The organism is Pseudomonas sp. 30_B (genome assembly GCF_017491605.1).
Lineage (GTDB): Bacteria > Pseudomonadota > Gammaproteobacteria > Pseudomonadales > Pseudomonadaceae > Pseudomonas.
Map to the genome: position 1 here is coordinate 14,668 of NZ_JAFGYY010000022.1, position 12,246 is coordinate 26,913.

General features: G+C 64.4%; 11 protein-coding genes. 2 read left to right on the top strand and 9 right to left on the bottom strand.

Features of this window, described 5'->3' with window-relative positions; translation table 11 throughout:
• Positions 1-171: 171 nt before the first annotated feature.
• Complete coding sequence (locus tag J5M67_RS21225) at positions 172-1,302, top strand: helix-turn-helix transcriptional regulator (RefSeq protein WP_207887296.1); 1,131 nt, start codon at positions 172-174, stop codon at positions 1,300-1,302.
• Positions 1,303-1,377: 75 nt separating this feature from the next.
• Positions 1,378-1,548 carry a hypothetical protein gene (locus J5M67_RS21230; RefSeq protein ID WP_207887297.1) on the top strand — a complete coding sequence of 57 codons (171 nt, stop codon included), beginning with the start codon at positions 1,378-1,380 and terminating at the stop codon, positions 1,546-1,548.
• A gap of 10 nt (positions 1,549-1,558) precedes the next feature.
• Here J5M67_RS21230 and J5M67_RS21235 read toward each other — a convergent pair whose 3' ends face one another.
• The 9 genes from J5M67_RS21235 to J5M67_RS21275 form a co-directional block, all read right to left on the bottom strand.
• The gene (locus J5M67_RS21235) at positions 1,559-2,452 is read right to left on the bottom strand and encodes an amino acid ABC transporter substrate-binding protein (protein ID WP_207887298.1); all 894 of its coding nucleotides are present in this window, start codon (positions 2,450-2,452) and stop codon (positions 1,559-1,561) included.
• Positions 2,449-3,786 carry a putrescine-ornithine antiporter gene (potE, locus tag J5M67_RS21240; RefSeq protein ID WP_207887299.1) on the bottom strand — a complete coding sequence of 446 codons (1,338 nt, stop codon included), beginning with the start codon at positions 3,784-3,786 and terminating at the stop codon, positions 2,449-2,451. The genes J5M67_RS21235 and potE overlap by 4 nt, the downstream gene beginning before the upstream one ends.
• Before the next feature lie 219 nt (positions 3,787-4,005).
• Positions 4,006-5,409 (bottom strand): DUF2252 domain-containing protein, encoded by a 1,404-nt coding sequence (locus J5M67_RS21245; RefSeq protein ID WP_207887300.1) that lies wholly within the window; start codon positions 5,407-5,409, stop codon positions 4,006-4,008.
• Between the two features lie 276 nt (positions 5,410-5,685).
• Entirely contained in the window at positions 5,686-6,633 is a 948-nt protein-coding gene (locus tag J5M67_RS21250) for a Dyp-type peroxidase (protein ID WP_207887301.1), read from the bottom strand.
• A gap of 84 nt (positions 6,634-6,717) precedes the next feature.
• Positions 6,718-7,272 (bottom strand): membrane integrity-associated transporter subunit PqiC, encoded by a 555-nt coding sequence (locus J5M67_RS21255; RefSeq protein WP_207887302.1) that lies wholly within the window; start codon positions 7,270-7,272, stop codon positions 6,718-6,720.
• A 28-nt stretch (positions 7,273-7,300) separates the two neighbouring features.
• The gene (locus J5M67_RS21260; protein WP_207887303.1) at positions 7,301-8,941 is read right to left on the bottom strand and encodes an intermembrane transport protein PqiB; all 1,641 of its coding nucleotides are present in this window, start codon (positions 8,939-8,941) and stop codon (positions 7,301-7,303) included.
• The gene (locus tag J5M67_RS21265) at positions 8,922-9,569 is read right to left on the bottom strand and encodes a paraquat-inducible protein A (RefSeq protein ID WP_207887304.1); all 648 of its coding nucleotides are present in this window, start codon (positions 9,567-9,569) and stop codon (positions 8,922-8,924) included. The genes J5M67_RS21260 and J5M67_RS21265 overlap by 20 nt, the downstream gene beginning before the upstream one ends.
• A complete protein-coding gene (locus J5M67_RS21270; protein ID WP_207887305.1) occupies positions 9,566-10,162 on the bottom strand; it encodes a paraquat-inducible protein A in 597 nt (198 codons plus the stop codon). Before J5M67_RS21270 ends, J5M67_RS21265 begins: the two co-directional genes overlap by 4 nt.
• A gap of 193 nt (positions 10,163-10,355) precedes the next feature.
• The gene (locus J5M67_RS21275) at positions 10,356-11,642 is read right to left on the bottom strand and encodes an OmpP1/FadL family transporter (protein ID WP_207887306.1); all 1,287 of its coding nucleotides are present in this window, start codon (positions 11,640-11,642) and stop codon (positions 10,356-10,358) included.
• Positions 11,643-12,246 lie beyond the last annotated feature (604 nt).

Here is a 12,246-nt window from a genome sequence, read left to right on the forward strand (position 1 = left end):
GGGACCGCCCCACCTTATCGACAGCGGGAACGACGGCCCTCGTCCGTTTGAACTAGCAGGACGCGCTGCGCCACAGCGGGCCCGGCTTAATGAGAAGGATTGCCTTTGACGGGGAGCGCCGCCTAATCTCTTCGGCGCTTTCCTACAACAAAAATAAGAAATGGTTCACCAATGCCCTACTCGCTTTCCCTCGACCAGTTCAGCGGGATGCTCGGCAATCTCTACCAGGGCCCCCTGGAACCGACACCGTGGACGTCCTTTCTCAACCAGCTCAACCAGTTCCTCGATGCCAAGTACACGACCCTCATCCTGCGTCCGCCCAGCGACCAGAATGACGGCCTGATCGTCAACGCCAACGGCAGTTCGGCCGCACTCGAGACCTCCTACAACCGGTACTATTTCAACCTCGATCCCTTCGTCGACCTGCCCAACGGCCAGGTGGTGACCCTCGACGAGTTCGTCTCCCGCGAGGACTGGCTGGCCTCGGAGTTCTATCGCAACTTCCTCGAACCGGCGGGAGTGTTCCATATCCTCGGCGCCGACATCCGCAGCAGCAACGGCGCCCTGTGCCGCATCCGCGTCTGCCGCGGTATCGAATCCCCGGCTTTCACGAATGACGAGAAGGCCGTGCTGGCCCATTTCGTACCGCACCTGGAGCGTTCGGTGATGCTGCACACGCAGATCAACCGCATCGAGACCGAACGCAACCTCTACGCCGGCGCGGTGGACCAGTTCGCCGTCGGCACCATCATCCTCGACGAGGCCGGCAAGATCCTGCAGACCAACCAGGTGGCTGAAAGCCTGCTGCGCGAAAAGGATGGCCTGAAGATCAGCGGCGATACCCTGCAGGTCGGCACCCCGCGCGACAACCAGGCATTCCGCCGCCTGGTAAAGCAGGCCCTGCAATCGCAGAAAGGCTCGCAACCGTCGGTGGTCGAGGCGATGCGCGTGCAACGCCCCTCCGGCCGCGCGGACCTGGGGGTCATCGTGCGCTCGGTGCCGCTGAGCGAATGGAACGAAGGCAAGCATTGCCCGTCCGTGGTGATCTTCGTCAGCGACCCGGAGCAGGAAGCCCGCGCGCCCCAGGAGATCGTCAAGGCGCTGTTCGACCTGACGCCCGCCGAGTCTCAGCTGGCGCTGCTGCTGGCCAACGGCCTGACTCTGGACGAGGCCTCCGACGAGCTGGGCATCAGCCGCAACACCGCGCGCGCCCACCTGCGCTCGACCTTCTCCAAGACCGGGGTAACCCGGCAGACCATGCTGGTGCGCCTGATCCTGCGCAGCGTGGCCTCCCTGGGCTAGTCCTGGCGGACGATTTGGCCTTCGGCCTCACCGACTAACGTGCGAAACCCGGGGTTAGTCGACGAGGCCATTGCGATGTCCAGGTTCATTCCGCTGCTGATCACCCTCATCATCTGCGGCTGCCTGCTGGCCGCGCGGCACATGCTGGACCTGTACGAAGCCTCGGCGAAGCAGGCCAGCCTGGAGGAGCGGCGGACCCCGACCGCCCCGTGCGGCGCCGGCAACTGCCTGCGACAGCTGCCGTGAGCCGGGCGAGCTAGGGCCGCGAATAGACCTTGAACAGGGTCTGGTCCAGCTCGCCGGGCGCGCCGAAGTACTTGCCGTACAGCGGCCCGATGGCGCCGGAGCGATAGACCTGGCTCAGCGCCGTATCCACCTGCAGGCGGAAGTCCTCGTCGCCGCGAGGCATGGCCAGTGCCACCGGCGCGAACTCGAAGCGGCGGTCGAGCACCTTCAGGTTGGCATTGGCGCCGCCCCGCGCCACCAGGCTGCGCAGGGTCATCTGGTCGGCGAAGAACGCATTCACCTTGCCGTCCGCCACCTGCCCCACGCCCTCGCCCGGACTGGCCACGGTGCGCAGGGTCACCAGTATCTTCAGCAAGCGCATCCGCTCACGGGCCCAGGTTTCCACCGCCGAGCCACCCTGCACCGCGAAGCTGTAGGCGGCCAGGCCGCGATTGAGCGTCGCGCGCCAGGTCGGCCCGTTCTGGTCCACTTCGCCGTTGAGCGCCTTGATCAGGAACGGCGGTGCATCCTTGCGCACCACCACACCCAGTCCGGCGGTGTACACCGGCAGGGAAAAGTCGAGGCTCTGGCGCAGCTTCAGGGTTTCCACCATCGGGCTGCAGAGCAGGTCGACGCCGCCGCCCTGCACCACCTCCGTGGCCTTGTCCGGTGTCAGCGGCACGAAGCGCACCTTCATCTGCGCCAGCCCCGGCTGGATCCTGAGCTGGTCAGCCACCTTCTGGCACAGGTCGATGCCGTAACCCGAGGCGCCCTCGCCTTCGCCGACCGAGAATGGCGGGAGGTCCGGCAGATAGCCCAGGGTCAGGGTGCCGCTGCTGCGGATTCGTTCGAGGGTCTGGGCCGGCGCCAGCAACGGCAGCATGGCCGCCAGCAGGACCGCGATACGCGGGAGCATGCGCTTCATGGCCGGCCCTCCGCGCGGGCGGGCGACTGCGGTTCGAGCAGCCGGTCGGCGATGTAGCCGAACATCAGGTAGCCCACTGCCGTGACGATCATGCCGCCGAACACCGCTTCCATGCCCGAGGCATAGAGCGCATAGAAGCTGTAGACCATGGCGACCAGCAGCGCGATGACGTTGCGGTAACGAGGGAACCCGACCACGCCGGCCTTCTGCATGATCACCAGCAGTGCCGAGAGCGCGGTGATGTACGGCACGATGTTGGTCACCGCCGCCAGGCTGACCAGCTTGCCGAACTGCTCGGATGCATTGGGCGAAATGGTCGAAACCGCCATCGCGCTTTGCAGCGCGGCATTCGCCACCAGCCCGGCGATAGGTGCGCCGATCAGGGTCACGCGGCTGTACAGTCTGGGGAACATGCGCTGGTCGGCGGTGATCTTGGCCGTCTGCGCCAGGGTGAACTGCCAGCCCAGCAGCGAGCCGACGCAGGCCATCACCGCCAGCCCCATGATGATGTTGCCGATCACCGGGTTGAACATCTTCGCGTAGACATAGGCGAAGGGCGCGCTGGAGTTGGCCAGCTCGGCGTTCGGCACGATGCCCATGATCACCGAGGTGGACAGCACGTAGACCACCGCCGCGCCAAGGGTACCCAGCAGGCAGGCCAGCGGCACGTTGCGCTTGGGGTTCTCCACGGCATCGGAGTTCTGCGCCGCCGACTCCATGCCGAGGAAGGCCCAGAGGGTCAGCGGAATGCTCTGGGTGATCGCCTCGTGGGTAGCGATGCCGTTGGGGTTCCAGGCGGCGGCAAATACCGAGCTGTCGAACCAGAACCAGCCGATCACCGACAAGCCCGCCACGGGAATGATCACGCCCCAGACGGTGAGCGAGCCGATCTGCCCGGTCACCTTGGGACCGCCGAAATTGGCCAGGGTGGTCAGCCAGATCAGTACCACCGAACCGATGAACAGCGGCATCGCGCCGGTGCCCAGCCAGGGAATGAAGGGCGTCAGGTAGCCCACCGCCGAGATGGCGATGGCCACGTTGCCGATGGCCAGCGACAGGAAATAGAGATAGGAGCAGAGGAAGAACGCCGACTTGCCGTGGGCCTCCTCGGTGTACGCCGACATCCCGCCCGAGCGCGTGCAGTAGATGCCGCACTGGGCGAAGCAGTAGGCGATGGCCATCGACCCCACGGCGGTGACGGCCCAGGACAGCAGCGAAATCGCCCCGAGCTGCGCCATGCTCGTCGGCAGCATGATGATGCCCGAGCCCATCATGTTCACCGCCACCAGGGTGGTCAGCCCTGTCAGCGTCATTTTCTTGCCGGAACCGTCCATGTGGAGCCCTTCTATTTAGTCATTATCGTCAGAAGATAGTGGCAGTTCGCTATTTTTACTGTTGCCTGCGGCACAGAAACCACTGCCGCCAGCGGCATCTTTCATGACAGGCCCCCATCAGGATCGGCGCCGATCAGTGCGCCGACATCCGCGGCGCAATCGCGCTCAGCAGCGCCCCCAATGCAAATCCTCCGTCACCAACGCCATCCGTGGTGCCAGCTACTCCTCCTCGATCAGCACGTTCACCCGCCCGGCACGCGCAGCCTTCACCAGCACCGCGTGATCGCGCTCGGTCTGGTCGGCATAGAGCAAGGAGAAATCTCCCAGGGCCTCGTCGAAGGCATCGCCTTTGCCCAGGTAACCACTGATGGTCGCCGCATCGCCGGACTTGGCGTGGGCGCGGGCCAGGGTCAGGCCGCAGATGTCGGCATAACGCTCCAGTTGCGGCGCGGTGAAATTGTCCACCGGCACCGACAGCTTCATGTCGCGCAATTGCCTGACGAAGAAGTCGCGCCCTGCCGGGCTGCGCATCCAGCCGAGGAAGATGTCGCTGGAGGACTGCATCAGACGCTGCCCCATCACCACCCGCTGCCCCTGGTGGCCGTACTGGCTCTTGCCGGCGTAGGGTTCGAGCACCGAGTGGCAGGATTCCTTGAATTGCAGGATCAGTGGATGGTTCTCTTCGGAGAACATCAGCACGATGAAGCAGCGGGTACCGACACTGCCGATGCCGACGACTTTCACCGCTGCGTCCACCACGCGATAACGATCGAACAGCACCCGCCGGTCATCCGACAGGCTGAGTCGGTAATCGATCAGGCTGCGCTCCACGCGCTGCATGAAGTCGTGTTCGGCGACGTGATAGATGATCGGCGGCTGGTCGATGATGCGCGGCTGACCACCGACCTGCGCGGCGATCTTCGGGAAGGCGCTTTCCATCACCCGTTCGCGAGCACGATCGAACAGTTGCTGGCGGAACTTGCGCGTCTTGGCGTCGGGCGCCATCGCCAGCAGCGCGTCGGTATCCAGGCGCGAGTACCAGACCTCCAGCGGGCTCATCTTCGAATACGCGCGCAGGTTCTCGCGGTAGGAACGCGCACAGGCGACGACCGCATCACGCGCACGGGCATCGGACAGGCCGCCATCGCGCGCCGCCACGGCGAAGCTCGCCACCAGGCGCTTGATGTCCCACTCCCAGGGGGCGGGCAAGGTTTCGTCGAAATCGTTGAGATCGAAGACCAGGTTGCGTTCGGGCGTGGCGAACAGGCCGAAGTTGAGCAGGTGGCAGTCACCGCAGGCCTGTACGTTCACGCCGATGTGTGGCGCCGTGGCCAGGTCACGAGCCATCAGCGCCGCCGAGCCGCGCAGGAAGGTAAAGGGCGAACGCAGCATGCGTCCGTAACGGATCGGCACCAGTTCCTTGACTCGGTCGCGGTTGGACTTCTCCAGGATGGCGATCACGTCGCGCTGGCGGCCGGGCGTTTTCCATTTGGCGTGCGCTTCGCGGGGTATCTGGGAGCGCAGGCGTTGTCCGTTGGCCAGGCGTTCCTCACGGGAAAGAAAACGGGTTGTGGATTCGGTCTTGCTGGCTTTCTTGGCGGAAGTTTTCTTGTGGGAGGCCATCTTGCTGTCGTCACCCATGGGGCAGGGACAAGGGGAGCGAACGCGCAATCCGCGGCGACGCCCAGTGCTCGTGGAGCCAGACACCACTGCGCCGCCGGCTCCCCTCCATTCAAGCTAGATCAAATTCCTGTGGGCCACTTGGGGCGCTTCACACTCTGCGGGGCGACTTTCCACGCACAGTCGCGCTACGACACAGCCACCGCCGAGGCCTTCCGGCGCAGGATCGGGGAGCAGTTCCGCGCCGGGGCGCCCTGGGCCTGAGTCGTGGCCTCTGGGTTATGGCGCCTTGTCGGCCAGCGACTCCAGGAGATCGGCGGACGGCACGAAGAACAGGCTCCCCGTCACCGCCTTGCTGTAGTCCAGCAGGCGATCGTAATTGCCCGCAGGGCGGCCGATGAACATGTTTTCCAGCATCTCCTCGACCGGCTCCGGCGAGCGGGCATAGCCGATGAAATAGGTGCCGAACTCCCCCGAGCCGGGGCGGCCGAAGGGCATGTTGTCGCGCAAGATCTTCACTTCCTGGCCGTTCTTCTCCAGGGTGGTCAGCGAGCTGTGGGAACAGCTCGGCTTCACCGACTCGTCGAGCTCGATATCCGAGAGCTTGGTGCGCCCGATGATGCGTTCCTGGGCCTCGGTGGAAAGCTCGTTCCAGCCCGCCATGTCATGCAGGTACTTCTGCACCAGGACATAGCTGCCACCGGCGAAGTCCGCATCCTCCTCGCCAATCAGGGTGAAGTGCTCCGCCTCACGGCCGACCGGGTTCTCGGTGCCGTCGACGAAGCCGACCATGCTGCGCATGTCGAAATAGCGGAAGCCGTGGACTTCATCGACCACGCGGACGGCATCGCCCAGCCTTGCGAGCAGCAGGGTCGCCAGTTCGAAACAGAGGTCCATCTGCTCCGCGCGGATATGCAGCAGGAGGTCGCCGGGCGTGGAGACGGCAACGCGCTCGCCCGTGCCGATTTCGCGGAAGCTGTGCAGCGATGCGGGACGCGGAGCGCCGAAGAGGACGTCCCACGCCTGGGAGCCAAAGCCCACGACGCAGGAAAGGTTGCCAGCGGGTACGCGCTTGCCCACCGAGCGGACCAGGGCTGCTACGTCACCGCACAGCGAACGCACCGAATCCAGATGTTCCTCACCGGGCGTCAAGGTTGCGACGAGGAAGATCGCGCTACGGGTGATCGGGCTATCGACCGCTTGGGGTACAGGAGAATCGTTGAGCATTTTTTCCATCACTCGCCATCGAACTGGGTGCGGTTGAGACTATCAGACTTGGCAGAGCGCGATAGCGGCGATGAGCCCGGCCTGTCAGTTCACCGGCGCGGGACAACGCCCCAGCCCGGTACCGCTCCCGGCCTGGCCGATGGCGCCGGCCAGCTTGCGCAGATTGACCTGGTGCGCACTCACCAGACTCTCCACCCGGTTGTCCGCGGGGGTCTGTACGGTGGTGCGGCAGGTGAGCTCCTTCTGTTCGCCCGGGCGCTTCAGGCGCCAGGTGGCGTCCAGCAATGCGTAGCTGCCGGGCACCGAGTCGAAGCGCTGCACGTCCACCCGCAACAGGGTGGGCGCGGCACCGCCGGTGGGCGTGCCGAGCTGATCCTGCAGCGCGCTCTGGAACTCGTCCGTCAGATTGGCGCCCCACCATTCAGTTTCCAGAATGAGCAATCCGTTGCTCCCCTGGCGGATGACCAGTTGCGTGCGGTCCACCTGCGGCGGCAGGCTCACCCGCTCGATACGAATGTTCGCACTGCTCTGCGGCGCCGGCTGCGACGGTACCAGCGTGTGGTAATGCAGGGGCGCGCTGCTGCATCCCCAGAACAAGGGGAGCAGTCCGGCAATAAACAGTTTTTGCAGCTTCGGCATCTGAGTTCACTCCTTTGGCAATGCGCTATCAGGGCTGCAGGTCGTTCGGGTCCGCGGACTTCGGGCGGCCGCGAATCAGCGATTCGGGGTGCCTGCTGAGGTAGTCGGAGAGGTCACGCAACGAACGCGACGTACGATCCAGATCGTCCAGGGTTTCGCTGAGTTGCTCGCGCTGCGGAGAGCCCGACGCCAGCGCCGCATTGGCCGACTGCAGGGTCTGCCGTACCTCGGCCAGCGTGCTGGTCACACCGGGAAGCGTCTGGGTATTGAACTGTTTCAGGCTGCTCTGCAACTCGCGCAGATTGCCATCCAGGTTGTTGGCGATGCGATCCAGCGGCAGCTTGCTGATGCGTTCCACCACCTGTTGCAACTGCTCCTGCAACCGCTCCAGGTTGCTGGGGATGGTGGGGATGGAGTACGGCTGGGGTGTGTCCTTGAACGCCACTGGCGCGGCATCGGGGTAGAAGTCCAGGGCGATGTATTTCTGCCCGGTGATCAGGTTGCCGCTGCGGGCCTGGGCACGCAGGCCCCGTTCGATGAAGGTACGGACCATGTCCCGGGTACCCGCTTCATCTTCAGGCGTGTGATGGAAGAGCTGCAGCATCTTCTGGTGGATCGGTCCCAGTCGCTTCGGATAGACCACCGTCTCGACCATGAACGGGAAGCTCTGCTTGGCCGGATCGTAGTCCAGCTGTACCGAGGTGACCTTGCCGAACTCCACCCCCAGGAATTCCACCGGCGCGCCCACCGACAGGCCCCGCGTGGACTGGTCGAAACGCAGGCTCAGGTAGACCGGCCTTCCGGAGGGCGGCGCCAGTGCCGTGTCGCGATCGCCGAACAGCTCGAACACCTGCAGGTCAGCCGCCGGCGCCGACTCGCCCGCATGCGGCGGGCTGCCGAAGGCCAGGCCACCCACCAGGATCGAGGACATGGATTCGGTATTGACCCGCAGGCCGTTGGCGTCCACGGCCACATCGACCCCGCTGGCGTTCCAGAAGCGCGTGTCCTGGGTGACGAAGGCATCGTAAGGAGCTTCGACGAAGATTCCGATGTCCACGCCCTTGCCATCGGCCTTCAGGGCATAGGAGACCACCTGCCCCACCGGGATCTTCCGGTAATAGATCGATGAGCCGATATCCAGCGAGCCGAGGTCGTCGGCACTGAGCATGAAGCGCTTGCCCTTCTCGCCATAGGTGATCGGCGGCGGCGATTCGAGGCCGATGAAGTTCTTTTCCGAGACCTTCGAATCCCCCGAATCGGCGCCGATGAAGTTGCCCGACAGCAGCGTATCCACCCCGGACACGCCACCGATGCCGATACGCGGCCGCACCACCCAGAACTGGGCGCCACGTCGGGCGAACGACTCGGCCTCCTTGGACAGCTGGACCTTGGTGATCACGCTCTTGCGATCGGGCGCGAGTTCGACCGAAAGCACCTCGCCGATCACCACGCTGCGATACTTCACCTGGGTCTTGTTCGGCACCAGGCCTTCGCCGGTATGGAAGGAGATCGAGATGACCGGCCCTTCCTGCATCCAGCTGCGAACCACCAGGGACGCACCGATCAGCATCGCCACGATCGGCACTATCCAGACCAGCGATACGCTCCAGCGGCGGGTCTGCACCTCGCCTTGTCCTGGCTGCGACTGCTTATCGGTGTCCTGCACCATTGACCTTGTCTCCCTTCTGCGGATCGCTGTCCCAGATCAAACGTGGATCGAAACTCATGGCCGAAAGCATGGTGAGCACCACCACCAGGCCGAAGAACAGAATGCCGGGGCGCGGCTCGATGGTGCCCAAGCCCTGCATCTGCACCAGGGCGGCGACCAGTGCCACCACCATCACATCGAGCATCGACCAGTAGCCGATCAGCTCGACGAAGCGGTACAGCTGCGAGCGCTGCCGGCGTGCCCAGGCGCTGCGGCGCTGGGCGGTGAACAGCAGCAGCCCCAGGGAAAAGAACTTGATCGCCGGCACGCCGACGCTGGCGATGAAGATGATCAGCGCGATGTCCCAGGCGCCCGCCTCCCAGAACTCCAGCACGCCGCCGCCGATGGTGCTGTCGGAGCCATGCCCGAGCATCTCCGTACGCATCACCGGCAGCAGGTTGGCCGGCACGTAGAACACCAACGCTGACAGCAGGAACGCCCAGCCGCGGGTAATGGCGTCGGTCTTGCGCGCGTGCAACGGGGCGCCACAGCGCTCGCAACGATGCGAGTCCCGCGCGAGGTCGCAGGCATGGCCGCAGCCATGGCACAGGCGCAGATTCAGCTCCGCCGCCAGTGGGGGCTGACTCACACCTGCCCCCAGAGGTCGCGGATATCGCGTCCTGCTACGTAGATCAGCAGCATGCTCAGGGCGGCCAGGGCGACCAGGCCGATGCCGGGGATCACTTCCAGCAGCCCGGCCAGCTTGATCACCGCCACCAGGGTTCCCAGCAGGCAGACCTCCAGCATGCTCCACGGCCGCACGCCCTCCAGCGCCCGCATGCACAGGGCGAAGGCCGGTGCGCGGCGCCCGCACAGGGCGAAGCCCAGCAGCCAGATGAGCAAGGTCACCTGCAGCACGGGCGCAATGATGATGGCCAGGGCCATCACCAGGGCGATGAAGGTGATGGTGCCGGAACTGAGGATCAGCACCGAGTCCCAGAGGGTCGCCGAATTGTGAATCCCCTGCATGCCGATGGTCATTACCGGATAGAAGTTGGCGAAAGCCAGCAACACCGCGCCAGTCAGGCTCAGCGCCAGGCGCTGCTCGATCGTCAGCGCGACGTGCCGCTGCAACACGCCGCCGCAGCGCACGCACAGCGCACGCTGACGGGTTTGCAGCGGCGCGCGCTGGTAAACGGCATCGCAGTATTCGCAGATGATCAGTTCATCGGTCTGGGACATTCAGGTGTCCGTGCAGAGATTCCAGCGGCCCACGAGGACGTCGGAACCGCTACCTTCAGCGTCCTTGGCAATCCGTGTGGCTCGCAATGCGCGGGCGGGACGCCAATGGGGCGTATTTCCCGTGCAAACACCACGTCCGTGCTCGAACGGCCCCAAGGCCGCCCGAGCGTTCAGTCAACCTGCCTGTGCGCCCTCAGAAGCGCCAGGTCGCGCTCGCGGCAAAGGCCTGGATCCAGGCATTGTCGAACTCGCCCGAGACGCGCTTGGGATCGTTGAGCGGCAACGGCTTCTGCTGGTCGACGGACATGTCGCCCATCCATACCAGTTCGTAGCTGAAGTTGATGTCGGTATTCTTGTCCAGCGAATAGGTAAAGCCGGTACCCAGGCGCCAGTTTTCGTTCGTGGGGACGGTCAGGGAACGGTTGTGATCGCTGACGGCGGAGCTGTCGTAGCCCAGGCCCATGTTCCACAGCCACTGCGGATCGAAGCGGTACTGGGCGCCCACGGAGGCATGCCAGGTATCCTTGTAATGGGTATTCAACGTCGCCGAATGGGGATTGGCGCTGTCCAGATCGACGCCGATCTCATCGAAACGCGACCAGTCCTGCCAGCCGAGGCTGCCCAGCAAGGCCCATTGCGAATCGAGCTGCTGGAAGAGACTCAGCGTCAGCGTCTGCGGGACGTTCATGTCGATCTTGGTGTTTGCATCGAGCACACCGCGGTTGCCCAGCGCCGTCGTGGCGACCGGGCCCAGCCCTTCGAGGTCCATGCGATCCTCGAACTTGACGTGGATCTCGCTGGTATAGCTCAGGCCCAGCCGGGTGCCTTCGCGAGGCTCGTAGATCACCCCGAGGTTGCCGCCGAGGGCCCAGTCGTTGTCCTTGTATTTCATGCGCCCATCGGGGCGATCCAGGACGCCAAGGGGATCGTTGTCCACCGCCATCTTCGAGTCGAGCGCGGCATAGAAGGCGCGCGCGCCCAGGCCCACAGCCCATTGATCGTTGATGCGATAGGCCACCGAGGGCATCAGCGTCATGCCGAGGATAGAGCCGTTCTGCAGGAAGTAACGGCCCTGCCAGTCGTTGTCATAGTTCAGGCTGAGGCCGAAGTCCCCGTACGCGGCGAAGCCGACCGACCAGCCATCGTTCAACTCCTGGGTGACGAAGAAACTCCCGCCCGGCAGCCACTCCAGTGCGTTGCCGCTGTCGCCGCCGTCGATGTTGGTATCGGAATCGGTGTGGAACTCCAGGTTGCTGTGCAACAGCTGCCCGGCGGCGGTGATCTGGGTGCCTTTCAACAGCGCCATGCCCGCCACGTTGCTGGCCAGGGTGCTCGGCCCCTGGGCCCTGGCCGCAGCACCGGCGTTGGCCAGCCCGACGTTATCGGTGCCGACCTCGTACAGCATGATTCCCCCGGCCATTGCCGACAATGGCAAAGCGAACACGCCTACCGCGAGGACTGGGGCAAAGGCAAACTTCATGGTGGTATCCCTTCCAGATTATTCGGACTTCTAATTGGATGTGGCGCAATGAGACGGCGACGTTCGACGAACAGGGAGATCAAGTCCCTGGCCCTGACCTCCACCTCATTCAATTCGCTCCGCCCTCCGTACCGTTCCCCTACGCGGTTTCTGCGGTACTGGTGCATCGGCCCCACCCGAGCAATTCGGCGGCTCACGCCCTGCCAGCATAGTGCAAACCGGAAAATTCGTACGGACTCGCGCACGACGCCCATCGCAATTCCGCATCCTGGCGTGAGGGGCAACGATACTGACAACCCCCGTCAATCAACATCGTCTGCTTGAGGCAGGACCCGTTGAACGCCACTTGCCTTGACGATTTTGTGATGCACAACACATTCGAGCCAACTTCAGCGCACTGACTCGCCAAGCTCTTGCCACAGAGCTGCCGCAGCAAAACGGGTGACGAAATTAACGTTGCCAGGTGGAATGGACTAGCCACGCCCACGCCGCATCGCTACGCTCCAGCTGCCTGCGCCCATTTCAATGGAGCAGAAATCCGGATCAGCCAGGACTGAGCATCCGGATGGCATGGAAACCGCACTCGAAAATCACCAGAAAAATG

Excerpts from the sequence above, each read along its gene's own strand:
- J5M67_RS21260 (WP_207887303.1), bottom strand. The coding sequence starts at position 8,941 with ATGGTGCAGGACACCGATAAGCAGTCGCAGCCAGGACAAGGCGAGGTG.
- J5M67_RS21235 (WP_207887298.1), bottom strand. The coding sequence starts at position 2,452 with ATGAAGCGCATGCTCCCGCGTATCGCGGTCCTGCTGGCGGCCATGCTG.
- J5M67_RS21270 (WP_207887305.1), bottom strand. The coding sequence starts at position 10,162 with ATGTCCCAGACCGATGAACTGATCATCTGCGAATACTGCGATGCCGTT.
- J5M67_RS21245 (WP_207887300.1), bottom strand. The coding sequence starts at position 5,409 with ATGGCCTCCCACAAGAAAACTTCCGCCAAGAAAGCCAGCAAGACCGAA.
- potE (WP_207887299.1), bottom strand. The coding sequence starts at position 3,786 with ATGGACGGTTCCGGCAAGAAAATGACGCTGACAGGGCTGACCACCCTG.
- J5M67_RS21225 (WP_207887296.1), top strand. The coding sequence starts at position 172 with ATGCCCTACTCGCTTTCCCTCGACCAGTTCAGCGGGATGCTCGGCAAT.
- J5M67_RS21275 (WP_207887306.1), bottom strand. The coding sequence starts at position 11,642 with ATGAAGTTTGCCTTTGCCCCAGTCCTCGCGGTAGGCGTGTTCGCTTTG.
- J5M67_RS21230 (WP_207887297.1), top strand. The coding sequence starts at position 1,378 with ATGTCCAGGTTCATTCCGCTGCTGATCACCCTCATCATCTGCGGCTGC.
- J5M67_RS21250 (WP_207887301.1), bottom strand. The coding sequence starts at position 6,633 with ATGCTCAACGATTCTCCTGTACCCCAAGCGGTCGATAGCCCGATCACC.
- J5M67_RS21255 (WP_207887302.1), bottom strand. The coding sequence starts at position 7,272 with ATGCCGAAGCTGCAAAAACTGTTTATTGCCGGACTGCTCCCCTTGTTC.